This is a genomic window from Flavivirga aquatica, from assembly GCF_001747085.1.
In the GTDB taxonomy this organism is placed as follows: domain Bacteria; phylum Bacteroidota; class Bacteroidia; order Flavobacteriales; family Flavobacteriaceae; genus Algibacter_C; species Algibacter_C aquatica.
Window position 1 is genome coordinate 199,671 of the sequence record NZ_MDJD01000014.1, and the last position, 24,045, is coordinate 223,715.

Annotated in this window: 24 protein-coding genes; 11 read left to right on the forward strand and 13 right to left on the reverse strand. The window is 31.0% G+C overall.

What is annotated here, in order from left to right; genetic code table 11:
• Positions 1–71 precede the first annotated feature (71 nt).
• The 6 genes from gpmI to A8C32_RS04885 all read left to right on the forward strand — a co-directional run bounded on the left by gpmI (position 72) and on the right by A8C32_RS04885 (position 4,457).
• Positions 72–1,589 (forward strand): 2,3-bisphosphoglycerate-independent phosphoglycerate mutase, encoded by a 1,518-nt coding sequence (gpmI, locus tag A8C32_RS04860; protein WP_069829320.1) that lies wholly within the window; start codon positions 72–74, stop codon positions 1,587–1,589.
• Between the two features lie 55 nt (positions 1,590–1,644).
• A complete protein-coding gene (locus tag A8C32_RS04865) occupies positions 1,645–2,049 on the forward strand; it encodes a BT0820 family HAD-type phosphatase (RefSeq protein ID WP_069829321.1) in 405 nt (134 codons plus the stop codon).
• Between the two features lie 112 nt (positions 2,050–2,161).
• The gene (gene map / locus A8C32_RS04870; protein WP_069829322.1) at positions 2,162–2,980 is read left to right on the forward strand and encodes a type I methionyl aminopeptidase; all 819 of its coding nucleotides are present in this window, start codon (positions 2,162–2,164) and stop codon (positions 2,978–2,980) included.
• A gap of 2 nt (positions 2,981–2,982) precedes the next feature.
• On the forward strand, positions 2,983–3,300 hold the full coding sequence (locus A8C32_RS04875) for a cupin domain-containing protein (protein ID WP_069829323.1): 318 nt from the start codon (positions 2,983–2,985) through the stop codon (positions 3,298–3,300).
• Between the two features lie 6 nt (positions 3,301–3,306).
• The gene (locus A8C32_RS04880; RefSeq protein WP_069829324.1) at positions 3,307–4,071 is read left to right on the forward strand and encodes a class I SAM-dependent methyltransferase; all 765 of its coding nucleotides are present in this window, start codon (positions 3,307–3,309) and stop codon (positions 4,069–4,071) included.
• A gap of 17 nt (positions 4,072–4,088) precedes the next feature.
• Positions 4,089–4,457, forward strand: a complete 369-nt coding sequence (locus A8C32_RS04885) for a DUF423 domain-containing protein (RefSeq protein ID WP_069829325.1) — start codon at positions 4,089–4,091, stop codon at positions 4,455–4,457.
• 85 nt (positions 4,458–4,542) lie between these two features.
• On the opposite strand, the gene A8C32_RS04890 is transcribed toward A8C32_RS04885, so the two are convergent.
• The gene (locus tag A8C32_RS04890; RefSeq protein WP_069829326.1) at positions 4,543–5,514 is read right to left on the reverse strand and encodes an FAD:protein FMN transferase; all 972 of its coding nucleotides are present in this window, start codon (positions 5,512–5,514) and stop codon (positions 4,543–4,545) included.
• A gap of 64 nt (positions 5,515–5,578) precedes the next feature.
• Positions 5,579–5,956 (reverse strand): DUF8840 domain-containing protein, encoded by a 378-nt coding sequence (locus tag A8C32_RS04895; protein WP_069829327.1) that lies wholly within the window; start codon positions 5,954–5,956, stop codon positions 5,579–5,581.
• A gap of 111 nt (positions 5,957–6,067) precedes the next feature.
• On the opposite strand from A8C32_RS04895, the gene A8C32_RS04900 reads away from it, so the two are divergent.
• Positions 6,068–7,507, forward strand: a complete 1,440-nt coding sequence (locus A8C32_RS04900; protein WP_069829328.1) for an SLC13 family permease — start codon at positions 6,068–6,070, stop codon at positions 7,505–7,507.
• A 7-nt stretch (positions 7,508–7,514) separates the two neighbouring features.
• Here A8C32_RS04900 and A8C32_RS04905 read toward each other — a convergent pair whose 3' ends face one another.
• Positions 7,515–8,384: a DUF4846 domain-containing protein gene (locus A8C32_RS04905; protein ID WP_069829329.1), complete on the reverse strand. Its 870-nt coding sequence runs from the start codon at positions 8,382–8,384 to the stop codon at positions 7,515–7,517.
• A 108-nt stretch (positions 8,385–8,492) separates the two neighbouring features.
• Here A8C32_RS04905 and A8C32_RS04910 point away from each other — a divergent pair, with 108 nt between their 5' ends.
• On the forward strand, positions 8,493–8,942 hold the full coding sequence (locus A8C32_RS04910; protein ID WP_069829330.1) for a Na(+)-translocating NADH-quinone reductase subunit F: 450 nt from the start codon (positions 8,493–8,495) through the stop codon (positions 8,940–8,942).
• A gap of 86 nt (positions 8,943–9,028) precedes the next feature.
• Here A8C32_RS04910 and nqrF read toward each other — a convergent pair whose 3' ends face one another.
• From nqrF to A8C32_RS04940, 6 genes are all read right to left on the reverse strand, one after another.
• Positions 9,029–10,336 (reverse strand): NADH:ubiquinone reductase (Na(+)-transporting) subunit F, encoded by a 1,308-nt coding sequence (nqrF, locus tag A8C32_RS04915; RefSeq protein WP_069829373.1) that lies wholly within the window; start codon positions 10,334–10,336, stop codon positions 9,029–9,031.
• Position 10,337: 1 nt separating this feature from the next.
• Positions 10,338–11,060, reverse strand: a complete 723-nt coding sequence (gene nqrE / locus A8C32_RS04920) for an NADH:ubiquinone reductase (Na(+)-transporting) subunit E (RefSeq protein WP_083253255.1) — start codon at positions 11,058–11,060, stop codon at positions 10,338–10,340.
• An 84-nt stretch (positions 11,061–11,144) separates the two neighbouring features.
• Positions 11,145–11,789, reverse strand: a complete 645-nt coding sequence (locus tag A8C32_RS04925) for an NADH:ubiquinone reductase (Na(+)-transporting) subunit D (protein ID WP_069829331.1) — start codon at positions 11,787–11,789, stop codon at positions 11,145–11,147.
• 5 nt (positions 11,790–11,794) lie between these two features.
• Complete coding sequence (locus A8C32_RS04930; RefSeq protein ID WP_069829332.1) at positions 11,795–12,535, reverse strand: Na(+)-translocating NADH-quinone reductase subunit C; 741 nt, start codon at positions 12,533–12,535, stop codon at positions 11,795–11,797.
• Between the two features lie 2 nt (positions 12,536–12,537).
• Positions 12,538–13,764, reverse strand: a complete 1,227-nt coding sequence (locus tag A8C32_RS04935; protein ID WP_069829333.1) for an NADH:ubiquinone reductase (Na(+)-transporting) subunit B — start codon at positions 13,762–13,764, stop codon at positions 12,538–12,540.
• 35 nt (positions 13,765–13,799) lie between these two features.
• Positions 13,800–15,155, reverse strand: a complete 1,356-nt coding sequence (locus A8C32_RS04940; protein ID WP_069829334.1) for a Na(+)-translocating NADH-quinone reductase subunit A — start codon at positions 15,153–15,155, stop codon at positions 13,800–13,802.
• A 167-nt stretch (positions 15,156–15,322) separates the two neighbouring features.
• On the opposite strand from A8C32_RS04940, the gene A8C32_RS04945 reads away from it, so the two are divergent.
• Together A8C32_RS04945 and apaG are read left to right on the forward strand one after the other, a co-directional pair.
• Positions 15,323–16,573 (forward strand): type IX secretion system plug protein, encoded by a 1,251-nt coding sequence (locus A8C32_RS04945; protein WP_069829335.1) that lies wholly within the window; start codon positions 15,323–15,325, stop codon positions 16,571–16,573.
• Between the two features lie 106 nt (positions 16,574–16,679).
• Positions 16,680–17,066: a Co2+/Mg2+ efflux protein ApaG gene (gene apaG / locus A8C32_RS04950; RefSeq protein ID WP_069829375.1), complete on the forward strand. Its 387-nt coding sequence runs from the start codon at positions 16,680–16,682 to the stop codon at positions 17,064–17,066.
• A 391-nt stretch (positions 17,067–17,457) separates the two neighbouring features.
• Here the strand turns inward: apaG and A8C32_RS04955 are convergent, their stop codons facing one another.
• Both A8C32_RS04955 and A8C32_RS04960 read right to left on the reverse strand, forming a co-directional pair.
• The gene (locus A8C32_RS04955) at positions 17,458–18,507 is read right to left on the reverse strand and encodes a LamG domain-containing protein (RefSeq protein WP_069829336.1); all 1,050 of its coding nucleotides are present in this window, start codon (positions 18,505–18,507) and stop codon (positions 17,458–17,460) included.
• Positions 18,508–18,956: 449 nt separating this feature from the next.
• Positions 18,957–21,122 (reverse strand): T9SS type A sorting domain-containing protein, encoded by a 2,166-nt coding sequence (locus tag A8C32_RS04960; RefSeq protein WP_123803323.1) that lies wholly within the window; start codon positions 21,120–21,122, stop codon positions 18,957–18,959.
• Between the two features lie 669 nt (positions 21,123–21,791).
• On the opposite strand from A8C32_RS04960, the gene A8C32_RS04965 reads away from it, so the two are divergent.
• Entirely contained in the window at positions 21,792–22,208 is a 417-nt protein-coding gene (locus tag A8C32_RS04965; protein WP_069829338.1) for a Dabb family protein, read from the forward strand.
• Positions 22,209–22,269: 61 nt separating this feature from the next.
• Here the strand turns inward: A8C32_RS04965 and A8C32_RS04970 are convergent, their stop codons facing one another.
• Together A8C32_RS04970 and A8C32_RS04975 are read right to left on the reverse strand one after the other, a co-directional pair.
• The gene (locus A8C32_RS04970; protein ID WP_069829339.1) at positions 22,270–23,259 is read right to left on the reverse strand and encodes a DUF6695 family protein; all 990 of its coding nucleotides are present in this window, start codon (positions 23,257–23,259) and stop codon (positions 22,270–22,272) included.
• Positions 23,252–23,977, reverse strand: a complete 726-nt coding sequence (locus A8C32_RS04975) for an NRDE family protein (RefSeq protein ID WP_069829340.1) — start codon at positions 23,975–23,977, stop codon at positions 23,252–23,254. The genes A8C32_RS04970 and A8C32_RS04975 overlap by 8 nt, the downstream gene beginning before the upstream one ends.
• Positions 23,978–24,045: the final 68 nt, after the last annotated feature.

The window sequence follows — 24,045 nt, forward strand, 5'->3', positions numbered from 1 at the left end:
ATTTGAAAAGGTTTTTCACCTATTCTTTTATTAAACTTATTTATATTTGCGACATATTAAAATTTAAAAAAATGAACAAAAAAGTTATCTTAATGATACTTGATGGATGGGGAAATTCTCCAGATCCTAAAGTTTCTGCTATCGATCATGCTAATACACCTTTCATAGATTCACTTCATAAAAAATATCCTTTTGCTACATTAAGGACAGATGGTTTACACGTTGGTTTACCAGAAGGACAAATGGGAAATAGTGAAGTTGGCCATATGAATCTAGGTGCTGGTAGAATTGTATATCAAGATTTAGTAAAAGTTAATTTAGCTGTAAAAAACAAAACGCTTAACACAGAAAAAGTTTTGGTTGATGCCTTTAGCTATGCTAAAACTAATAATAAAGACGTTCATTTTTTAGGTTTATTAAGTGATGGTGGTGTACATTCTCATATCAATCATTTATTTGGTTTATTAGATGCAGCAAATGATTTTGGGTTAGAAAACACCTACGTTCATGCCTTTACAGATGGACGTGATGTAGATCCAAAAGCAGGATATGGCTTCCTTACCGAATTAGAAGAACGTTTAGATAAAACCAATAGTAAATTAGCTACTGTTACAGGTAGATATTATGCTATGGACAGAGATAAACGTTGGGAACGTGTAAAACTAGCTTACGATGCTTTAGTTAACAGTGTTGGTGAAAAATCTAATAATGTTACTGAAACTATTCAAAAAAGTTATGATAACGATGTTACTGATGAATTTATCAAACCAATTATCATGGTTGATAAAGAAAATAAACCTGTCGCTAATATTAAAGAAGGAGATGTTGTTATCTTTTTTAACTTTAGAACAGACCGTGGTCGTGAATTAACAGAGGCTTTATCGCAAACTGATTTTCATGAACAAAACATGCATAAATTAGATTTACATTATGTAACGCTTACTAATTATGATGACACCTATAAAAATGTTAATGTTATATTTAACAAAGATAATTTAACCGAAACTTTAGGTGAAGTTTTAGAAAAGCATAATAAAAAGCAAATCCGTATTGCTGAAACAGAAAAATACCCACATGTAACATTCTTTTTCTCTGGCGGACAAGAAGCGCCTTTTAAAGGAGAAACTCGAATTTTAAGAAACTCTCCAAAAGTAGCGACTTACGATTTAAAACCAGAAATGAGTGCTTACGAACTAAAAGACGCTTTAATTCCTGAATTAGAAAAAGGTGAAGTCGATTTTGTTTGTTTAAATTTTGCTAATGGAGATATGGTAGGTCATACAGGTGTAATGGAAGCAGCAATAAAAGCCTGTGAAGCAGTAGACGAATGTGTTAAAGAAGTTGTTACTAGTGCACTAGAAAACGACTACACAACATTACTCATCGCAGATCATGGAAACTGTGAAACCATGATAAACCCAGATGGTTCTCCTAATACTGCACACACAACAAATCCTGTACCAGTTGTTTTAATTGATAACGAATTAACTCAAATAAAAGATGGGATTTTAGGTGATATGGCTCCAACTATTTTGAAGCTTATTGGCATAGAACAACCAGAAGCAATGACGCAACACCCTCTAGTATAATCCTAATAATAGTAAATTGTTGTATTTTTACATAAAACTCAGATTTACAATTTAAATGAATTTTAGCCAACAATTAATTATTGCTGTTGATTTTGACGGTACAATAGTAGAAGATGCTTACCCTAAAATAGGCAAGCCCATGCTATTTGCTTTTGATACTTTAAAAAAACTTCAAAGTGAAGGCCATCGTTTAATATTATGGACCTATAGATCTGGAGATAAACTAAAAGAAGCTGTTAAGTTTTGTGAAGACAACAACATCTTTTTTTATGCTGTAAATAATAGTTTTCCAGAAGAAGAGTACTCGGCAGAAGTAAGTAGAAAAATTAATGCCGACCTATTTATTGATGATAGAAATATTGGCGGTTTTCTTGGTTGGGGAGAAATATATCAAATGCTAACAAATACTGCTCCTCCCTTAGCAGAAAAGAAAAAAGGATTTTTAAGCTTTTTTAAATAAACTAATTTTACATGCGCTAAACACGTTTCAATTTATTGATCTTTTAGTGCATGTGAAATTTCCTTAAAATAAGATATTAGTTTTAAGTATCTTTGCCTATATTTTATTAAGAATGATTATAGTAAAAACCGCAGAAGAAATTGAGTTAATGCGCGAGAGTGCACTAATAGTATCAAAAACATTAGGAGAAATTGCTAAAGTAGTTAAACCAGGTGTTACAACATTACAATTAGATAAAATAGCAGAAGAGCATATTAGAGATCATGGAGCAATTCCTGGTTTTTTAGGGTTATACGATTTCCCTAACACACTATGTATGAGCCCTAACCACCAAGTAGTACATGGTATTCCTAATAAAGACCCATTAGTTGAAGGCGATATTATTTCTATAGATTGTGGTGCTTTAAAAAATGGTTTTTACGGAGATCATGCCTATACATTTTCTGTTGGAGAGATTGCTCTAGAAACAGAAAAGTTACTACAGGTAACAAAAGAATCTTTATATATTGGGATTAGAGAATTTAAAGCTAACAACCGTGTAGGCGATGTTGGTTTTGCTATACAAAAGTATTGTGAAGACCATGGCTACGGTGTTGTAAGGGAATTGGTAGGTCATGGATTAGGTAGTAAAATGCATGAAGATCCGGAAATGCCAAACTATGGAAAACGTGGAAGAGGCAAAAAATTTGTTGAAGGTATGGTTGTAGCCATAGAGCCTATGATAAATATGGGAACACACCGTATAAAACAACATAGAGATGGCTGGACTATTACAACATTAGATAAAAAACCAAGTGCACATTTTGAGCATGACGTTGCTTTAGTTAATGGTAAACCAGAATTACTTTCAACTTTTGCTTATATCTATGAAGCATTAGGGATTAAAAGTGATGAGGAAGATGAGTTTAGACAGGAAGCCTTAACCTTATAATTATGGACTTTAATATCTCTAAAATTCCGCAAAAAGAATTAGTCAAGGGTATTAAAGGTCGTTATATTCACACAGAAAATACCACCATCGGTTTTATTGATATTGAAAAAGGAGCTATTTTACCAGCTCATTCACATTTCCATGAGCAAACTACTCAAATTATTTCGGGAAAGTTAGAAATGACAATTGATGGTATTACAAAAATTTTAGAACCAGGAACTATTACAATAATTCCATCAAATATTGTTCATAGCGCTATTGCAATTACTAAATGTGTTTTAACCGATACTTTCTACCCAATTCGCGAAGATTATAAATAACCTCTTTTGAAAAAACTCTTCAAACTTATATTAAACAGCATTCCTAGACCATTACTAATTAGGTTAAGCTATGTAATAAGGCCAATTATAGCCTTTTTTTTAAAAGGAAATAAATTTACCGATCCTATAGATGGCAAAAGTTTCAAAAGTTTTCTTCCATACGGTTATGGTAAACAACGAAATAATGTTTTATCGCCTTCGACACTTTCATTAGAACGTCACAGACTATTATGGTTGTACCTTAAAAATGATACCGATTTTTTTTCTGCAAATAAAAAAGTACTCCATTTTGCTCCAGAACAATGTTTTTTAAAACGTTTTAGATCTTTAAAAAACATAAACTATACTACAACAGATTTAGAGTCTCCTATTGCCGATATAAAAGCCGACATATGCAACCTTCCTTTTGAAGATAACAGCTATGATGTTATCCTCTGTAATCATGTTTTAGAGCATATTCCAGACGACGCTAAGGCTATGCAAGAATTATATCGAATATTAAAACCTGGCGGCATGGGAATATTTCAAATCCCTCAAGATTTAAACAGAGCTATTACTTTCGAAGACGATTCGATAACAGATAAAAAAGAACGTGCTGAGATTTTTGGACAATACGATCATGTACGCGTTTATGGGCGCGATTATTTTAACAAACTTCGCAATATTGGTTTTAAAGTTGAAGAAGTTGATTATACAGCAACACTTTCTAATGAAGAAATCACTAAATATTGTTTAGCTAAAGGAGAAATCATTCCTGTGGTTTACAAATAAAATAATCTACTATACTTATGACGCAACAAATTATTATTACTACTGCAGCTGTATTTGGAATGTTATCCGTAATTTTTGGTGCTTTTGGAGCACACGCCTTCAAAAAAATCCTATCTAAGGAACAATTAAAAAGTTTTGAAACAGGAGTTAAATATCAAATGTATCACGCTATTACTTTATTAATACTAGGCTTTAATTTAAAAAATATAACACCTGCTGTTTACTGGTGTTTTACTTTAGGCATCCTATTATTTTCTTTCAGTATTTATGGTTTAGTTCTATCTGATGCCAAAGAAAAAAAGCTTCGGTTTTTAGGACCTATTACTCCAATAGGAGGATTATTTTTAGTTATAGGTTGGTTTTTATTGATAATTAATCTTTGGTAAAACATTTATAAAAGCAAAATTGATATTTTACTCAACTTACTTCTCTTTTAATACGCAGTACTTTTAAGCTTATAAAAAACTAGGACTAATTAGGAAAACCATTTAAAGCTAAAGTTTCCAATTCCTTTTTATCATTCTCAAAAATTAAAAACACTTTAAATTCAGGGTGTACCTTTAAAAAAGTCTGTACTTTTTCAATCCCCATAGCTTTAAAAGCTGTAGCATAGGCATCTGCAGTCATACAATCTTTAGCGATCACAGAAATACTTAACAAATTTGTTTTACTAGAATACCCCGTTTTGGTATCTATAATATGAGAATACCTATTTCCATTCTCGTCAACTTTAAATTTTCTATATGTCCCAGAAGTTGCCATAGCTCCTGTACCTAAATTAATAGACTTTAAAATAGATTTCTCTCCATTAAAATTAGGTTCTTCAACTCCTACTTTCCAAGGAGCTTCCTTTTTTTTATTTATCCCTTTAACACGTATTTCTCCTCCTATTTCAACTAAGTAATTTTCAATATTTTTAGATTCTAAAAACTCACCTATTACATCTACACAATACCCTTTAGCTATAGCGTTAAACTCAAGATAAATATTAGGATGTTGTTTTTCTATAGTATGTTTTACCCTGTTCGTTTTATTGAAACCAACATACTGCATTAAGCTATCAATTTTTAAACTATCTAATTTTTCTATAGCTTCTTCTGCTCCAAAACTCCAAGCATTAACAACGTTCCCAATAGTAGGATCAAAAGCGCCTTCGGTAAGGCTAAATATTTCTTTTGAAGCATCATAAACTCTAGCAAAATGATTATCAATACTATTTGATTCATTTCTATTTAATTTGGAAATATCTGAATTAGTTTGATAGGTAGACAACGATTTATTGATTACATAAAACAAACTATCAAATTGCTTTTCATAATTTATTTCAGAATGATAAATAACTGAATATGTTGTTCCTAAAACGCTACCTACTAGCTTAGTATTTTTTTGCCCTCCATTACAAGAATATAGCAAAACAAATAATAAAACAGTAAAAATTCTCATGATAAATATCTTATTTCTCTTTTTATCCTCAATAACTAGAGTTATAATCTTTACTATTAATAACTTAATTCAAATTTGTTTCCAAAACTTGAATTCCGTTATATTCTAAAAGATATTCTTCCCCTAAACAAATAGGTCGATTTTCGCCATTTACATGGCCAACACCAACACCTGCATATAACACTTTAGCATCTTTTTCTCTAGCGTGTTTCTTAAATGATTCCATCCATACTATATCATAATTATTAGGATTTTCTGGTAAAATAACCACTCTAACAATCACAAAAAAATATTGCTTGTTCTTGTCCATACAAACAAATTGTGGATGCTTTTTAAGCTTACTATTTACCGCTATAAATTCAAATCCACGTTGTTCTAAATCTTTACCAACATGGTTCATAGCCAAATTATGTAGTTCTTGTTCTGTAAGAGGTTTGCTCATAACTTCAAAAATAATATTAAAATTTTGCTTACCCTACAATTTAAAAATGTTTAATTTTAAAAACCTAAAAAATTATTCTAAACTACTATAATTTTCATTCAAAATATATAAATGGATAGATTCGCGCTTTCTAAAAAAATTGGTTTATTCTTAGGTCCCTTATGCTTTATCATACTTAAAACATTACCTCTAAGTATAACCTCTGAAAAAGGGGAAACTGTTATAGCAATTGCTTTATGGATGATTTGTTGGTGGATTACTGAAGCCGTTTCTATTTCGGTCACAGCGCTATTACCATTATTATTATTCCCATTGTTTAAAGTCATGCCAATAGCTGACGTTGGTACCAATTACGGAAGTCCAATAGTATTCCTATTCTTTGGAGGTTTTGTATTAGCTCTGGCTCTAGAAAAAGTAAACCTACATAAACGAATTGCATTAAACATTATAAAAAAAACAGGAACTACTCCTAACAAAGTTATTTTAGGATTTATGATTGCTACAGCTTTCATGAGCATGTGGATAAGTAACACAGCCAGTACAGTAGTCATGTTACCTATTGCTATGTCCGTTATAAAACTACTTATAAATGATGAAGATGGTTTTACTAAAAAAGATCAAAATTTTGCTATTAGTGTTATGTTAGGAATCGCTTTTTCAGCTAATGCAGGTGGCATTGCTACAGTTATTGGTACACCCCCAAATTCTGTATTAATAGGTTTATTAGAAAATGAATATCATATTGAAATATCATTCCTTAAATGGATGATCTTAGGCTTACCCTTCTCTATAATCTTAATATCTATTATTTATTTTGTAATGGTAAAATGGCTATTTCCAAATACTGGTTTACAATTTAAAGCATCAGAAAACATTATTGATTCTGAACTAAAAGCATTAGGAAAAATAACTACAAAGGAAAGGCATGTGCTCATTATTTTTGGAATTATTGTATCACTTTGGATTTTTAGAAGTCTTATTAACTCATTAATTCCTAGTTTAGGGTTATCTGATACTATAATTAGTATTCTAGGTGCTCTAGCTCTTTTTACTATTCCTTTTAACCTAAAAAAGGGAGATTTTATATTAGTATGGAATGATACTCAAAAATTAGCATGGGGTATATTAATTTTATTTGGTGGTGGTTTAGCATTGGCTAAAGGCATGTCTACTAGCGGTATTGTAGATTTAGTAGCTAACTCTATAACTAATAGTAACATTAGCATACTATTAATGGCCTCTTTACTAATTATTTTAATGCTATTTATGACTGAGTTAATGAGCAACGTAGCCTTAGTTGCTGTTCTTGCACCTGTTGTAGCTGGTATAGCCATAGGGCTAGAGATACCTGTACTTTATTTATTAATTCCTGTAACAATGGCTAGTAGCTGTGCTTTTATGCTCCCCATGGCTACACCTCCAAATGCTATAGTTTTTGCAAGTGGATTTATAAAAGTAAGCCAAATGGCTAGAGTGGGAATAATACTAAATATTATAGCTATACTTTTATTAATTATAGTTTTTAAATTTATTATACCTCTATTTTTCTAAAGAGAATCTATTTAAATCGAACAAATTTAGAACTAACAAATGTGTAATTAGAAACAGATATTACTGCATCTTTTTCTAAATGATACCAAGGAGAAAATAAATTATCTTCTAAATTCTTTACTAAATGTACACTTTGTGCTGGAGTGTTTCCTTGAAACATTAAAAATATTTTATCACCATTCTCATTTACAGCTTCATCACAAATCATAACAATATGCCCAGGAGAGCCTCCTCTAATAAGCATGTCTCCAATTTTTAAATCTTTAGCAGAATCAATTTTTGGTAATTCATTATAGAGAGATAAGGTTCCAGAATAAGTGTAAATTAAATTCAAATATTTATAAAAATTATCTTTTGAATGATTTACCGATGCTGTTTTATGAAAAGACACCTTGTTTCCCTTAATTTTAGGTCTATATCCTGCTGCATATTGTTTCCAAGAACAATAATGTCCGCTAGTAAAATTAAAACCTATATCGTCTTTCTTATTGATTTTCCACAAATATTCACTTCTAACCCTAATTAGTACGTCTGCACATTGCTGTAATCCATTTTTTGGCACTGGTATATCCAAAACCCCTATATGTCCTTCTTGCCAATAATATTCAGAATCATCATAATTAATAATCTTACTTCCATATGCTTTTAACTTATAATCTCTTAAATACTGTTCGAAAGATCCTTTAGGGTATCCAACACGTTTATACCCCTTAGGTACATTTACTCTAGAATTAATAGTAAGGCTATCTTTATCTATTAAATTAGGTGTTTCAATAGAATTAGTAACAGTCTTAACTGTTCCCGAAATAGACTTAAACTGAAATACAAAAAATATAACAGAACCCAGAATACTTATAAAAAACAACGATCGTTTCATTTAAACCTAACGTAATGAATCTTATTTTAATATATTGAAAATGAAAGTTTAATAATAATTTTATAGTCAAAAAATATTTTTTTTTGTAATTTAAAGAAAAATAGACTTATGAAAACTTCACATCGGTTAGAATCTGCTTTAAAAAAACTCTACAATGCTTTTCATAGTAACACTCTAAACCCTGAATGTTGTATACAATGCGCTGTAGGGAATATTTTAGATAATACGGATAGCTGGAAATATCTTTCTGATTCTCATGGAGCATTAGAACTTAATTATATTGGTAAAGTACATCAATCCTTGGGCAGAAAATTTAATGGGTACACACCTCTTGAATTACTCAAAATTGAACATATATTTTTAAACGCTTGTGGTTTTAAATTACCACTCCATCATAAAAACAAAAAACCCAAAAACCCAACAGATAAAGCCGTTTTGTTTGATGGATTATTTGCAGTAGTCGATTATCTATGTAAATTAGATAGTATAACTAACGTTATGGACTATACTAAATTATTTGAGTTTGAAAATGAAAAACCTAAATATGAGTTAAACTAAAATACTTTTTTAAACAAGAAAGCCCAACATTAAAATGTTGGGCTTTCTTGTTTTAGAATAACTTCTATCAAATAACGATTATCTCATTACCCTCCAAAGTCATCAAATCTAATATGCTCATCTGGAATACCAAAATCTTCTCCCATTTTTTGAACTGCTTTGTTCATTAATGGCGGACCACAGAAATATAACTCGATATCTTCTGGTGATTCATGAAGACTTAAATAATTATCTATAACACAGTTATGAATAAATCCTACGAAACCATCACCTGGAGCATCAATATTCTCCTTTACTTTCCAGTTATCTTCTGGTAAAGGTTCAGACAATGCTAAGTAAAATTTAAAGTTAGGAAACTCTTTTTCTAACTCATAGAAATGATCTAAATAGAATAATTCACGTTTAGAACGACCTCCATACCAATAAGTTACTTTACGTCCAGTTTTTAATGTTTTAAATAAGTGATATAAATGTGAACGCATTGGTGCCATACCTGCTCCACCACCAACGTAAAGCATTTCGCTTTCAGATTCGTTGATAAAAAATTCACCGTAAGGTCCTGAAATAATTACTTTATCTCCTGGCTTTTGGTTAAAGATATAAGAAGATGCTACACCTGGATTTACATCCATCCAGCCACCTTTAGCTCTGTCAAACGGAGGACAAGCCACACGTACATTTAACATGATTTCGCGCCCTTCGGCAGGAAACGAAGCCATTGAATATGCTCTTTCAACAGTCTCTGTATTCTTCATTACTAATGGCCAAAGCTTAAACTTATCCCATTCTGCTTGAAATTTATCAGGTGTCTCGTGTTCTTCCGGGTGTGCTGTAATATCCATATCTGAATACTTGACTTCACAAGGAGGAATTTCAATTTGAATATATCCACCTGCTTTATATCCCATATCTTCTGGAATTTCAACAACAAACTCCTTAATAAAAGATGCTACGTTATAGTTACGAACTACAACAGCTTCCCATTTCTTAATTCCAAATACTTCCTCTGGAATAGTAATATTCATGTCTTGCTTTACTTTTACTTGACATGATAGACGTGCTCCTTCTTTTAATTCTTTTCTTGAAAAGTGAGGTGTTTCTGTAGGTAAAGCTTCACCTCCTCCTTCTAATACATGACACTCACATTGAATACAAGTTCCACCTCCACCACATGCAGAAGGTAAAAATATTTTTTGAGCTCCTAATGTAGATAATAAACTACCACCTGAAGCTACTTCTATTTCTCTTTCACCATTGATTGTAATTTTTACAGGACCAGATGGAGATAATTTTTGTTTTACAAATAATAACAATGCTACTAATAACAACGTAATAATTAAAAAAGCTACTACTGTTACTGTAATTGTTCCTAATGTACTTGCGGCTAATATCATATTACTCATTTACTTTTATGTTGTTAGCTAACACTTCTTTTACTTCTAAATTTTCTTTAGATTCATCGACGTTTGCTGTATTTTCTTCTTTGGTAGTTTCTTCTTCTCCACCAGTTAACATACCTCCAAAACTCATAAAGCCTATAGCCATTAAACCTGTAATAATAAAGGTAATACCTAAGCCTCTTAATGCTGGCGGTACGTTTGAATATCTAATTTTCTCACGAATAGCTGCTATAGCTAAAATTGCTAAAAACCATCCAATTCCAGAACCAATTCCATAAACAGTAGCTAAACCTAAAGTTGGAATTTCACGAGATTGCATAAATAAAGACCCTCCTAAGATAGCACAGTTTACAGCAATAAGCGGTAAAAATATACCTAGTGAGTTATATAATGATGGTGAAAATTTTTCAACTACAATCTCTACTAATTGTACCATGGTTGCAATAGTTGCTATAAACATGATAAATGATAAGAAACTTAAATCGTAATCTGCATAATCATCACCTAACCAAGCTAAAGCTCCTGGTTGTAATAAATACTGGTCTAATAACCAGTTTAAAGGTACGGTGATTGCTAATACAAAGATAACTGCTGCACCAAGTCCAACCGCAGTACTTACTTTTTTAGATACAGCAAGGTATGAACACATTCCGAGGAATACGGAAAATACCATGTTATCTATAAATATTGATTTTAAAAATAATTCTAAATGTTCCATATTTTTTATAGTATTTAGTATTTAGTATTTAGTATGAGCGTTCAGTAATAATCTACTGAATTAACCGCCAACTGTATACTAATTTTAGTCTTCTATTAATGCTTTGTTTCTTGTACGTTGCACCCAAATAATAATTCCAACAACAATTAATGCCATAGGAGGCATAATCATGAATCCATTATTTTCATAACCAAATGCATACACACCCGTTTTTTCAATAGGATCTCCTAAAACTTTAAAACCTAATAAAGTTCCAGCACCTAATAATTCTCTAAAAAAAGCAACTATAATAAGTATTACACCATATCCTAATGCATTTCCTATACCATCAAGAAATGAACGCCATGCACCATTACCTAAAGCAAAAGCTTCAAAACGTCCCATAATAATACAGTTCGTAATAATTAGTCCTACAAATACTGAAAGTGTTTTACTTAATTCATATGCAAAAGCTTTTAATACCTGATCTACAATAATTACTAAAGCAGCTACTACAATTAACTGAACAATAATTCTAATTTTTGATGGAATAATGTTACGCATTAAAGAAATAACTACATTCCCTATACCTAATACAAATAATACAGAAACAGACATTACAATTGCCGCTTCTAACTCTGCAGTAATAGCTAAAGCCGAACAGATACCTAATACTTGAATTGTAATAGGGTTATTATCTGCTAATGGATCTTTAATTAATGCTGCGTCTTTTTTTGATAAAAGTCCCATAATTATTATTTCAATGTTTTAAAATAAGATACATATTGTTTCAACTCTGATTTAAGCATTGCTGAAACACCATCGCCAGTAATTGTTGCTCCTGCGATTGCATCTACTTCGTTATCGTTTTTTTCTATATTCTTTGGATCGTTATTTCCTTTAGCAACAGTAATTCCTTTGAATTCTCCATTGTTCATTAGGTCTTCACCTATAAAATCGTCCATAAAAAAGCGCTGTTTAATGTTTGCACCTAAACCTGCAGTTTCTCCTTTATGATCAAAATAAGCACCTTGTACAACCATATTTTTATCTAAAGCGATATACCCCCAAATTGCATCCCAAAGTCCTTTTCCTCTTATTGGTGCTATATAATATGTTTTACCATCTTTAACACCTACAAATAAAGGTAATCTTCTAGCATTTCCTGCTTTCGCACTAGTTTGCTCTTTTTTTACATCTATTAAGTAAGCTTCTTTATCTTCGGTTACATTTTTACCTTGTATAACTAATTGCTTAGTTATATACTTAGAAAATAATTCAGGAGCTTCATCTGTAGAAACGAAAATTGCACTACTTTCATCGTTAGCGTTAACTCCCATAGCATACAAAATATTTTGTTGCTTCTCTAAACGCTCATTATTATTAATTCTAGGCTTTAAAGCTGATGCTGTAAACGCTAATAGTCCTCCCACTACAACTACCATAGCTATGGCAAAAAGTATGGTATATAAATTTGAATCTGTTTTATTACTCATGATTAAGCCGTTTTTACTTTTAGACGTTTCATTCGTTTCTTTACATTTCCTTGAACCACGTAATGGTCTATTGTTGGAGCAAACACATTCATTAATAGAATAGCTAACATAACTCCTTCTGGATATGCTGGATTAAATACACGAATTAGAATAGAAATAAATCCTATTAAGAAACCATAAATCCATTTTCCTTTATTAGTTTGTGATGCAGTAACTGGATCTGTAGCCATAAACACTGTACCAAAAGCAAAACCACCAATTAATAAATGATGCCAAAACTCAGTACTCATAAGACTATAAAACTTACTACTCTCAGAAATTAAACCAGAACTTGCTACAGAATTAAAAATTAATCCCATGACTAATGCTCCTACTACTGATGATAGCATAATTCTCCAGCTTCCTATTTTAGAAAATATTAAAAATAAACCTCCTAATATAATTAGCAATGTTGAAGTCTCTCCAACAGAACCAGGAATAAAACCTAAGAACATATCCATAGCATTATAAGCTACTTCTTTACCTTGAGCTAAACTACCTAATATCGTTTCTCCAGAAATGGCATCAGGTGTAGCACCATCTGCTAAATTTTGTACTCTAGGATCTGCTCCATGTACCCATACTTTATCTCCAGACATCCAAGTAGGATATGCAAAGAATAAAAAGGCTCTTATAGTAAGTGCTGGATTTAAAATATTCATTCCAGTACCACCAAAAACTTCTTTTCCAATTACAACACCAAATATAACAGCAACTGCAAGCATCCATAAAGGAATATCTACTGGTACGATAAGCGGTACTAACATTCCTGTTACTAAGTAACCTTCTTCTACTTCATGCCCTTTAATGATAGCAAATATAAATTCAATTCCTAAACCAACACCATAGGATACTATTACTAAAGGTAATATTTTCCAGAAGCCAATAAAGAAATTATCTATAGTCCAAAATTCTGTACTAAAAAATCCAGAAGTAACGGCTTGAATTTCTCCAATAGCTAAATTATGTTGGTAGCCAGCATTAAACATACCAAACAATAAACACGGCACCATAGCCATAATTACAGTATTCATAGTACGTTTTAAATCGTCTGCTGCTTTTATGTGTGTACCATTATGAGTAGTCTCATTTGGTAAGTATAAAAAAGTATGAATTGCGTTAAACGCAGGCGCCATTTTAGTACCTTTATACTTTTCTTTTAATTTATGTAAATTATTTTTTAAACCCATCTGTAATATTTTTCATTTCGTTCCTCAATGAATAATTATCCAATTTCTTTAAGCATTAAGTCTAAACCTTCTCTTATAATTTTTTGATGTGGTTGCTTAGACACACATACAAATTCTGTTAAGGCAAAATCTTCTGGAGCAACTTCATACATTCCTAAAGCTTCCATTTCGTCTAAATCTTTATACATGCAAGCTTTTAAAATTTGCATAGGGAATATATCTAAAGGAAAAACCTCTTCGTAAGTTCCTGTAGTTACAAAAGCTCTATGCTCTCCGTTTGTATTTGTATTTAAATCGTATTTTTTCTTAGGGTTTAACCAAGAAAAAGTGAGTGCTCTAGATGTAGATACTTTATTAAAAACAGGTTTATTCCATCCAAAAAACTCATAATCATCTCCTTCTGGAATTACAGAAATTACATTGCTGTAATAATCTAAATTTCCATCTGGCTTAACTTGTTTTCCAGATAAAACATTTCCAGATATAATACGATCGTTAGCATCTTTATCAACACCATTATCATAAACCATTGTAGCAACTTCACTACCAATAATAGTTTTAAAATATCTTGGCTTTTTAACCGAAGTTCCTACTAAAGCGACAATACGCTCTGCATTAAACTTACCTGTTAATAAAAGTTCTCCAATAATAACTAAGTCTTGCGGGTTAACTGTCCACACAACTTCGCCTTTATTTATAGGATCTATTTTATTAATTTGAGTACCAACATTACCAGATGGGTGTGGTCCAGATACTTTGTGTAAAGTAGTCCCAGATAAACCTGCTAAAGGTGAGTTAGAATTTTTACCTACAGAAACATGAACTTTACCTGCTGTTAGTTTCACTAAAGCAGTAATTGCTGCTTGTAATTCTGCTTCTTTACCTTTTAAAGTAAAATCTAAATCGGCAGCTAAAGGTGCACTTGCGTATCCTGAAATAAATATTGCTTTTGGCAATCCTTCTGGATTTGCAATCACATCATAAGGACGTTGCTTTACAAATGGCCAACATCCAGATGCTAGCAAATGAGCCTTTACATCTTCTGGTTTTGCTGTATCTAAATTGAAAACCCCATAATCCACATAGTTTTGCGGCTTATCTGCTTCAATTTTAATAGCATCAATGCGTCTTTTTGGTCCACGAACAACCTCTATTACTTTTCCTGAAACTGGAGACGAAAACTTAACCGTTTCATAGTTTTTGTCATAAAACAAAGTATCTCCAGCTTTCACTGTAGTTCCCTCTTTTGCAACAAGTTTTGGTATAACGCCGTGAAAATCCTCTGGCCTTATGGTGCAGTAGTTGCTAATAATTGCTTGTTCTGCAACTTTCTCAGCTTCACCATTAAGTTTAATGTCCAGACCTTTTTTAATACGAATGTCGTTTGACATATTTATTTTAATTGAAATTAGTTGTCTAAAAATCGGTGCAAAAGTACGAATTAATACCTAAAAAATAATCGTAATAAATGCATCTTATCTATTTATATTTATTCTAAATAACAAATCGGTTTAGGCATGAAATTTGTTTATATTTACAACTTATAAAGCTTTACACAATGACTTATAAGATTATACTTATTTCACTTATTTCTTTTGTTTTCAACTTTGCTCAAAGTCAAATCAATGAAGTCTCGCCTCCAGACTACATTAAGACCATTAATTTTAGAGGAAATACTCCAGAAACACAATTACCAATTTTAAAACTTGGCGAATACCTTATTTTAGAATTTGATGCTTTAAATGGTGACGAAGAAGATTATTATTATAAAGTTGATCATTTTAATGCTGATTGGACACCATCTGTTTTAATGAAGTCGGAATACATGAATGGTTTCGACAACCAACGTATTAGAAATTATGAAAATTCACTTAATACATATCAAATCTATTCTCATTATAAACTTACTATTCCTAATGCACAAACGAGAGGTTTAAAAGTTTCTGGGAATTATATGTTATCTATTTATAATAATGATGACGAACTTGTTTTTTCAAGAAAGTTCATGATTTTTGAAGATAAAGTTAATGTTGGTGTCACTATAAAACGATCACGAGATATTCAATATATTGAGGAAAAACAACGTGTTGAGCTTACAATATCCTCTGGTAATATGCAACTTAGTAACCCTAATCAAACTGTAAAAGCTGTCATCATTCAAAATAATAATTTAAACACCTCTATAACCAATATAAAACCGCAATACACAATAGGTAATAACCTTATTTATAAATATGACAGTGAAACAAGTTTTTGGGGAGGCAATGAATATCTCTTTTTTGAAAACAAAGACGTGCGTGCTTCAAATACAGGTATACAGCTTATAGATTTAAAAGACTTATATCATAATTATTTATATACCAATATTGAAAGAGCTACAAGACCATATACATATAACCCAGATATTAATGGTAATTATTTAATCACAAATGTAGACGCGGACAACCCATACATTGAAGCAGATTATGTCTGGATGCACTTTTCATTATTGAGCAGTGAAACCTTAAAAGACAAAACGATTCATATATATGGTAATTTTAACAATTATACTATAGACGAAAGTACCAAAATGATTTTCGACGAAACCACCAATACATTCAAAAAAGCTATGCTACTTAAACAGGGATTCTATAATTATAAATATATTATAGAAAATAAAGATGGTAGTATTGATGAAGGTTTTATTGGAGGAAACTTCTACCAAACCGAAAATAATTATAAAGTATTAGTATATTACAGAGCTTTAGGAGCTAGGTATGATAAAATTATCGGTATAGGTGAAGGCAATTCTGTCAATATTTCTAATTAAAAGCGCCGTTTAACTATTTTTTTTACCAAAGGAACTAAAATTAAAGCTAAACATCTAATATTTACTATTTTAGCAATTATAATAACACTCTCAATATTATACTATGATGGTTCAACAAATTACAAGAGGCATAAAAATTTCGGTAGCAACAACCTTTGAAGGCTCATTCTACAAAAATTATAAAATACAGTATGCATTTGGATATACTGTGACTATTGAAAACCAAAGTAAAGATTCTGTACAACTTAATGCACGTCATTGGGAAGTTTTAGATGCCTTAAATAATGTAGAAACTATTTCTGGAGAAGGTGTTATTGGTAAAAAACCTGTTTTAAAACCTGGTGAATCTCACACCTATACTTCTGGGTGTTTATTAACCTCACCCTTTGGAGCTATGAAAGGTCATTATAATATGGTTAACTTTACTACTACCAAAAATTTTCAAGTAATTATACCTACTTTTAGATTAAGTGCACCATTTGCTATTAATTAGTCATAGAATAACTTCAGTTTTTATTTTTAAACAATTCACTTTTAAAAATAAAATTAGATTTAAGTAAAATTGAGTCCTCTCATTAACAATCTAACAACGAAGAAAAAGATATATTAATTAGTAATAAACGTTTTATACAAATATTTATAATTTAACAAAACTTATTATCAATTTATAAGAACTCGCATAAACCTTGTTTAATTCACTATGGTTTAAAAAACGCAACATTATTGTTTTGTATTTAGTAAAACAAATCACATTGTTAATAAAGCTTAAAAAGCATCTCAAATTAAACTTAGTTCCTTCTGTAACAGATTATTCAGTTTTCAATCGCTTTACTTCCTCTTCTCTTCTTTCACCAGAGGTTTAAAACCTGGCGATTTACTAGCATTTAATCTAATTCCCAAACACGTACATAATCTACCTGCATCGTTTGAGGAAACTTATCTATATTATTTATAGCGAATTGCCTTTCAGGTAAAGCAAAAGCATTATTACAAAACGTAGTGTATGGTGCTCTTATTCCTAATGAAAGAGCTACTTTCATAGATCTATGCCACTTATCATTTTGTTTTCTCCCAACTTCTCTTCTATCTACATACCAAGTAATCCAATTTGGTGTTATTTTACATCCATAATAATGAAAATCTTTTCTAGGATCAAATCTATTAGAATCTGACGCTTGCCCCGTAACATTCTCTTGTTTATCATGTAATTCTGGATTCCCTGGTCTAAACCATCTTCTCCCTTTTCTAGTATTATAATCAACTTTAGCTAAAGGAATCTTATTACCATCTCCATCTAGTTCGAATGTGTAACCATTATTACCAACTTTAAAACGAGTTGCCACTATAGCATGTAAATTATGATCCATTACCATTTCATTATCATCTACTAAATCTCCTCGTTGCGTCATTTCTACAACATCTACTTCGCTATACCTAACCTTTCCTTCTTCTGTTATACTATCATCAATACTACTATACATCCAAAAGGCAGGGCTTACTCCTGGGAACAATTGAGCGCCTTTAATTCTAGCCTCATAATAACCATAAGCACCACTAGCAAAAGATTTTAAAATACCTGAAGTATAAAATAAATCGTTGGTTCTTCCTCCACAATTTTGATTTATTGCTCTATCTGCTCTAGCATCATCAAAGCGAGCCGTAATAGTTAGAATACCATTTTCTTGTTTACAATTTTTTGAGTTATCCCATGTCCATGTCTGCACATGTTGAGGATTACGCTCCCATTTAGTATAATCTACATCTTCTTCAGGATCCCCTGGCTTACCAAAATCATCTGATCTATTCCATTTAATCACCCAATTTTCACCTGCTTCAGCGTTTAATGGCTTCGAATTCTCTGGTATCTGAGCATTTAGAGTAATCGAAAAACATATCAACGTTAAATGCATTGAAAATAAAATATTTTTTTTCATGTTTGATTTGGGTTTTTATATTCCTGTACAAATTTAATAGAATACACAATACTTTTTTACTAAAAAACTTCTTTTGTTTATGAAATTATTTACACTTTTAGATTGAAGCGAAAATTAATAAATCCTCATTTTTAAAGACATTATTGAGCTATATAGCATAGATAAAAAAATACCAATTATGAATTAAAATAGACTTAAAAAGACGTAGTTACTTTCTTTTTATACGACACTATAATTATTTTTTCACAGCAACGCTACGAAAAATATAAACAAGGAAGTAAAAAATGAAATGAACGAGTATCTTAGGTTCATTTTAACTTATAATTGGTATAATAGATAAGAAACACACTATATTACATATGTTTTATATTTAAATAGGCATTTTCTTCTTAAATAAATAAGTGTTTGCAATTAGGTTTAAACTACAAACACTTATATAAAAGCTTAAATCAATTTACTATAATTCTTTTTAAGAATATTTTTTTATTAATTTGAATTTTCACAAAATAAATTCCACTATCAATAGAGTTTATAGGAATACTCAAATTAGAGTTATTTTTAAAGTTCTTAAAATAAATAACTTCTTCACCTTCAAGATCAACTAAACTAAACTTGATTCTTTTTCTTTTCTTAGACTTCTTATTTAATTTAATATTCAGATTTTGTCCATTATCAATTGGATTTGGATGTACAGTAATACCATCATCTTCATCTAGACTCTCTTCTGTAAATGATAACGGTAATAAAGCACCTATCTTAATGCCTTCTATACGATTATCCATGAACACATTCTTCGAAGGATCTTTAGATGATTTAAATGTACTAGAAATAATATATTGCTGTCCAGAGCTTAAATTTGCTGTTGGTTTTGCGTTTACACCTCCTTTTTTAAGATCTATTGTAAACTTAATTTTACCTCTTCTTCTTCCTGTTGCATCACTTAACGCTACTCCTCTGTAGGTTTCTAAATTTTTATTTCTTGCATCTTTTAATATTAAATTAGCTGACACGTTATTCTCTGAAACAAAACCTCTTCCTGCATCAAAATTTATTTCGAAAGTCAACGTTTCTCCAGTAGTAAATACTTCGGTCGTTAATCGGTTAGCTTCTTCATCTTCTATTTCTAGTTTAGGCTCCAATACTGGTTGAGATACAAATTTAACAATCTTAATACCTTTTATCTGGTTATCTAATAAAATATTTTTCGAAGGATCTTGTGAAGATTTAAATCTACCAGAAATAACATATTGCTCACCAGGGTTTAAATCGGCTGTAGGTGTTGCGTTTACACCTCCTTTTTTAAGATCTATTGTAAACTTAATTTTACCCCTTCTTTTTCCTGTTGCATCACTTGACGCTACTCCTCTGTAGATTTCTACATTTTTATTTCTTGCATCTTTTAATATTAAATTAACTGACACGTTATTTTCAGCAACAAAACCTATTCCTGCATCAAAATCCACATCAAAAGTTAATGTCTTACCTGTAGTAAACGTATCACTTGTTAATCGCTTAGCTTCTTCATCTTTTATTGCTAATTTAGGTTCTGAAGGCGTAGTAGTATTCTCATCTAATTCCCACACTCTAACGTAATCTACTTGCATTGTTTGAGGAAACTTATGTTTATTAGCTAAAGCAAAAGCTCTAGTAGGTAAAGCAAAAGCATTATTACAAAACGTAGTATATGGCGCTCGTATTCCTAATGAAAGAGCAACCTTCATAGACCTATGCCACTTATCATTTCGTTTTCTTCCAACTTCTCTTCTGTCTACATACCAAGTAATCCATTCTGGTGTTATTTTACAACCATAATAATGAAAATCGGCTCTAGGGTCAAATCTATTAGGGTCAGATACACTACCTGTTACGTTTTCTTGTGCATCATGTAATTCTGGGTTCCCTGGTCTAAACCATCTTCTTCCTTTATTAGTATTATAATCACTTGCAGCTAAAGGAATCTTATTGCCTCTTCCATCCAATTGAAATGTATAACCATTATTACCAACTTTAAAACGAGTAGCAACTATTGCATGTAGATTATGATCCATTACCATTTCATTACCAGCAACTAAATTTCCTCGTTGTGTCATTTCTACAACATCTACTTCACTATATCTAATCTCTCCCTCTTTAGTCGCGTTATCATCAATAGAACTGTACATCCAAAACGCTGGACTTACACCTGGAAATAATTGAGCACCTTTAATTCTAGCTTCGTAATAACCATAAGTACCACCAGCAAAAGATTTTAAAATACCTGAAGTATAAAATAAATCGTTAGTTCTTCCGCCACAATTTTGATTAATTGGTCTATCTGCTCCAGCATCATCAAAACGAGCTGTAATGCTAAGGATACCATTTTTTTGTTTACAATTTCTTTTATTATCCCATGTCCATGTTTGTACATGTTGTGGGTTACGCTCCCATTTAGTATAATCTACATCTTCTTCGGGATCTCCTGGGTTACCAAAGTTATCCGATCGATTCCATTTTATCACCCAATTCTCATTTGCTTTCGCATTTAAAGGTCGGGAATTTTCTGGCATTTGAGCACTTAAAATAAGTGAACAAAATATCAACACTAAACATGTTGATATTGAAATAATTTTTTTCATTTTTTTAATGTTTTTGATTTGAGTTATATATAAACTTATACGTGTTTTTAACAATAAAAGACTCTATGATTAATAATAAAAAACAACATTTTACACAAGATTATGACTACAAGAAAATTAGAGAATCATTTTTTAATACTTATTAAACTTTTTTAATATCTCTTAACCTATAACTCACTCAAACCAAAAACACTTTCGTTCTCTTCAATATGAAAGAATTGAGTATTTGTATAAAGCAGCTCATAAGGTAAGTTATAATATTATTCACAATAAAAACATAATCAACATTAGTGCCACATAACGCAAACTGTATCTAGATTAATACTTAGTTGTTTCGTCAATTTTACATAGGTTAAAACAAACTCCAGTATAGCGATAACTAAATAATTCATGTAATTACATCTGTATTATTAATTAGCATCACATTATACAACACATCTATTCCTATATTGATAAATTGGGCGTTACCGCAAGGGTCGGGCTTTCCGCTATATCTTTTTAAAACACTATTAAGAAAAGTGAATGATATGGTAACCTGTTAAGTCAAAGTTCTCATTATAATTAATTCCATTTAAGTTTTCAAAAAGGATACCGCTACAATCCCTAACGCAACAATAGAATACTCAAGAATTTTATTTATATTAGCTTATTACATCTTTAAACTACCATATGAAAATTTATAGATTTTTACTAGTTGTCACATTTTTAATTACTAGTTGTGTAAATAAATCGGATCAAGATTCGAATAAAACCACGCAAATAGACAAAACAGAAAATACATCCAAGCAATTACGCCATGTGGTTCTCTTTAAATTTAAAGATTCTACTTCCGCAGCAGCTATTAAAAAAGCTGAAGATGCTTTTGCTGCCTTACCATCAAAAATCTCAGGAATAACAGGTTTTGAATGGGGTTTAAATAATAGCCCTCAAGGATTAAACAAAGAATTCACACATTGCTATTTTTTAACCTTTGATGGTGAAGACGGAAGAGAAATGTATATTCCTCATCCTGCACATTTAGAATTTGGCGACCTACTAACTCCTATTCTAGAGGACGTATTAGTACTAGATTACTGGAGTGAATAAGATTCAAAAAAGAACCAAACGTTGAATCTTAATTACAAAAAGATGGCATTCATCTTAATAACTATAACCTATTAAACCTAAAAATAGTTTCATCTTGTTTAATATGAAAGAATTTACAGTTTGAATAATGTACAAATTCAAATTCTAAATCATAATCAAACGAAGCATCCTCTACAACAAAAACAGTATCAACATCAATATTCCCATAAGGCGAAATACGTCTATACCTATATTTAGTAGTTTCATCAGTTTTATGTAGCTCATACCATGCTCCAGCAGCTATACCAGGTAACCATTGCGCATTTTCATGCAAATCGTCAACAAGTCTAGGCTCTAAAGTTCCAACAAGATTAGGCTTATGGTCTTTTAACTTATCTAAAAAACAACGTAGGTTTTCACTTGTTTGCGAACCTTTAAATTTAGAGATTACTCCCAATTCAGAAACCTCATAAACCTGCTTTTCAGTATTAGCTAATAACACATTACCAACCGTACTTGGTGTAAACCATTTTGAGTTTTCAAGCACTTTTACCATTTTAGAATCTACTACCGAAGCAATTAACGTATCGGTTACAAAACGAGCACAATTACAAGCTTTTTTGACAAAAGCAGCATATCTAATAAAATGCTTTTCCTGCATACCTGTAATATACGTTCTTGCTTTTTTATAATCTACAGCATTACAAACAGAAGCTAATAACTTTCCTTCGCCATGAGTTAGTTTTGGATGTGTTGCTAAAAAAACTAAAATAGCATTTAGATTTTTAATAGCATTATTTTCTATAACTGCTCTTATAGGAAAATCTAATTCATTATCAGTATCACGCCCTCTTACTCTTCCATTAGGTTCAGGAGTAATATAGCGTCCAAAATCATAATATTCTAAAACCCCAGTTTCTTTATCAATTAAAATCAAAGCAGCATGACCTGCTCTCAAATAATCCTTTTTACCAATACCTACAAATCTTAAAAGTGGAGAATACCACTCTTCTGCTACCATAACAACAGTATCTGGATACGCTAATGTTAAAACAATACCTGTATTATCCATTCACTATCTGTTCTTGACTGAAGACTTTTGTTGTAACAGTTTTATTTTGAATACTTTCATGTCTCATACTTAAAGTACCATTTATTTTTTTAACTTGAGTAATACTAGTCGTTTTTATACGCCCCCTATCCATCACAACTCCATAGTTAGAATTATCTCCTCCTGCAGTCTTATGAAATATCAACATAGTATTCGAATCTAATTTATTTTCTGTATTAAAACCTTCAAACCATTTTACACGCTCTTTTTTCATGGCTTGAGAATACAAAGTAGAAGATGACCATATTTTAGGCTCAAGCGGTAGTTGGTTAAAATGCTTTTGTTCACCATCCCATACCAACTCATAAAGCTTCAAAGTTGTATTCCAATCTAAAATTACTATAGTAAAAGGCTCAATATTTTGAAAATTATATCCTTTAACAGTCTCTACAATATTATCCGAAAGCATAAAATCTTTTACAACAATACCTCGACTCATTCTATAGCCTTTTTTTTTATCATGACATTCAAAACCTCCATTAAGTAAACAAATCAATCTATTTTTTTCACTTAATCCAATCCATGTACCACCAGCAAGCTTATCTTTAGGAAACAACATTTTAGTTTGATTAATAAAATAAAAATCTGGTTCTAATGATATTCTATCTGGTGCTTCATCTCTATTAGAGGTCAACACAAAATCATTTTTTCCTTTAGGAATAATAGTAACTGTACACATAAAATGGTAGTCTAAAAATCGTTTTACAACTTACAAAAAATAAACAAATTTTAACGCCATTTTAAGAA

Excerpts from the sequence above, each read along its gene's own strand:
- nqrE (WP_083253255.1), bottom strand. The coding sequence starts at position 11,060 with ATGGAACATTTAGAATTATTTTTAAAATCAATATTTATAGATAACATG.
- A8C32_RS04970 (WP_069829339.1), bottom strand. The coding sequence starts at position 23,259 with ATGGATAATACAGGTATTGTTTTAACATTAGCGTATCCAGATACTGTT.
- nqrF (WP_069829373.1), bottom strand. The coding sequence starts at position 10,336 with ATGATATTAGCCGCAAGTACATTAGGAACAATTACAGTAACAGTAGTA.
- A8C32_RS04935 (WP_069829333.1), bottom strand. The coding sequence starts at position 13,764 with ATGGGTTTAAAAAATAATTTACATAAATTAAAAGAAAAGTATAAAGGT.
- A8C32_RS04910 (WP_069829330.1), top strand. The coding sequence starts at position 8,493 with ATGAAAACTTCACATCGGTTAGAATCTGCTTTAAAAAAACTCTACAAT.
- A8C32_RS04945 (WP_069829335.1), top strand. The coding sequence starts at position 15,323 with ATGACTTATAAGATTATACTTATTTCACTTATTTCTTTTGTTTTCAAC.
- A8C32_RS04875 (WP_069829323.1), top strand. The coding sequence starts at position 2,983 with ATGGACTTTAATATCTCTAAAATTCCGCAAAAAGAATTAGTCAAGGGT.
- apaG (WP_069829375.1), top strand. The coding sequence starts at position 16,680 with ATGGTTCAACAAATTACAAGAGGCATAAAAATTTCGGTAGCAACAACC.
- A8C32_RS04885 (WP_069829325.1), top strand. The coding sequence starts at position 4,089 with ATGACGCAACAAATTATTATTACTACTGCAGCTGTATTTGGAATGTTA.
- A8C32_RS04930 (WP_069829332.1), bottom strand. The coding sequence starts at position 12,535 with ATGAGTAATAAAACAGATTCAAATTTATATACCATACTTTTTGCCATA.
- A8C32_RS04895 (WP_069829327.1), bottom strand. The coding sequence starts at position 5,956 with ATGAGCAAACCTCTTACAGAACAAGAACTACATAATTTGGCTATGAAC.
- A8C32_RS04975 (WP_069829340.1), bottom strand. The coding sequence starts at position 23,977 with ATGTGTACAGTTACTATTATTCCTAAAGGAAAAAATGATTTTGTGTTG.
- map (WP_069829322.1), top strand. The coding sequence starts at position 2,162 with ATGATTATAGTAAAAACCGCAGAAGAAATTGAGTTAATGCGCGAGAGT.
- gpmI (WP_069829320.1), top strand. The coding sequence starts at position 72 with ATGAACAAAAAAGTTATCTTAATGATACTTGATGGATGGGGAAATTCT.
- A8C32_RS04965 (WP_069829338.1), top strand. The coding sequence starts at position 21,792 with ATGAAAATTTATAGATTTTTACTAGTTGTCACATTTTTAATTACTAGT.
- A8C32_RS04905 (WP_069829329.1), bottom strand. The coding sequence starts at position 8,384 with ATGAAACGATCGTTGTTTTTTATAAGTATTCTGGGTTCTGTTATATTT.
- A8C32_RS04940 (WP_069829334.1), bottom strand. The coding sequence starts at position 15,155 with ATGTCAAACGACATTCGTATTAAAAAAGGTCTGGACATTAAACTTAAT.
- A8C32_RS04890 (WP_069829326.1), bottom strand. The coding sequence starts at position 5,514 with ATGAGAATTTTTACTGTTTTATTATTTGTTTTGCTATATTCTTGTAAT.
- A8C32_RS04955 (WP_069829336.1), bottom strand. The coding sequence starts at position 18,507 with ATGAAAAAAAATATTTTATTTTCAATGCATTTAACGTTGATATGTTTT.
- A8C32_RS04925 (WP_069829331.1), bottom strand. The coding sequence starts at position 11,789 with ATGGGACTTTTATCAAAAAAAGACGCAGCATTAATTAAAGATCCATTA.
- A8C32_RS04865 (WP_069829321.1), top strand. The coding sequence starts at position 1,645 with ATGAATTTTAGCCAACAATTAATTATTGCTGTTGATTTTGACGGTACA.
- A8C32_RS04960 (WP_123803323.1), bottom strand. The coding sequence starts at position 21,122 with ATGAAAAAAATTATTTCAATATCAACATGTTTAGTGTTGATATTTTGT.
- A8C32_RS04900 (WP_069829328.1), top strand. The coding sequence starts at position 6,068 with ATGGATAGATTCGCGCTTTCTAAAAAAATTGGTTTATTCTTAGGTCCC.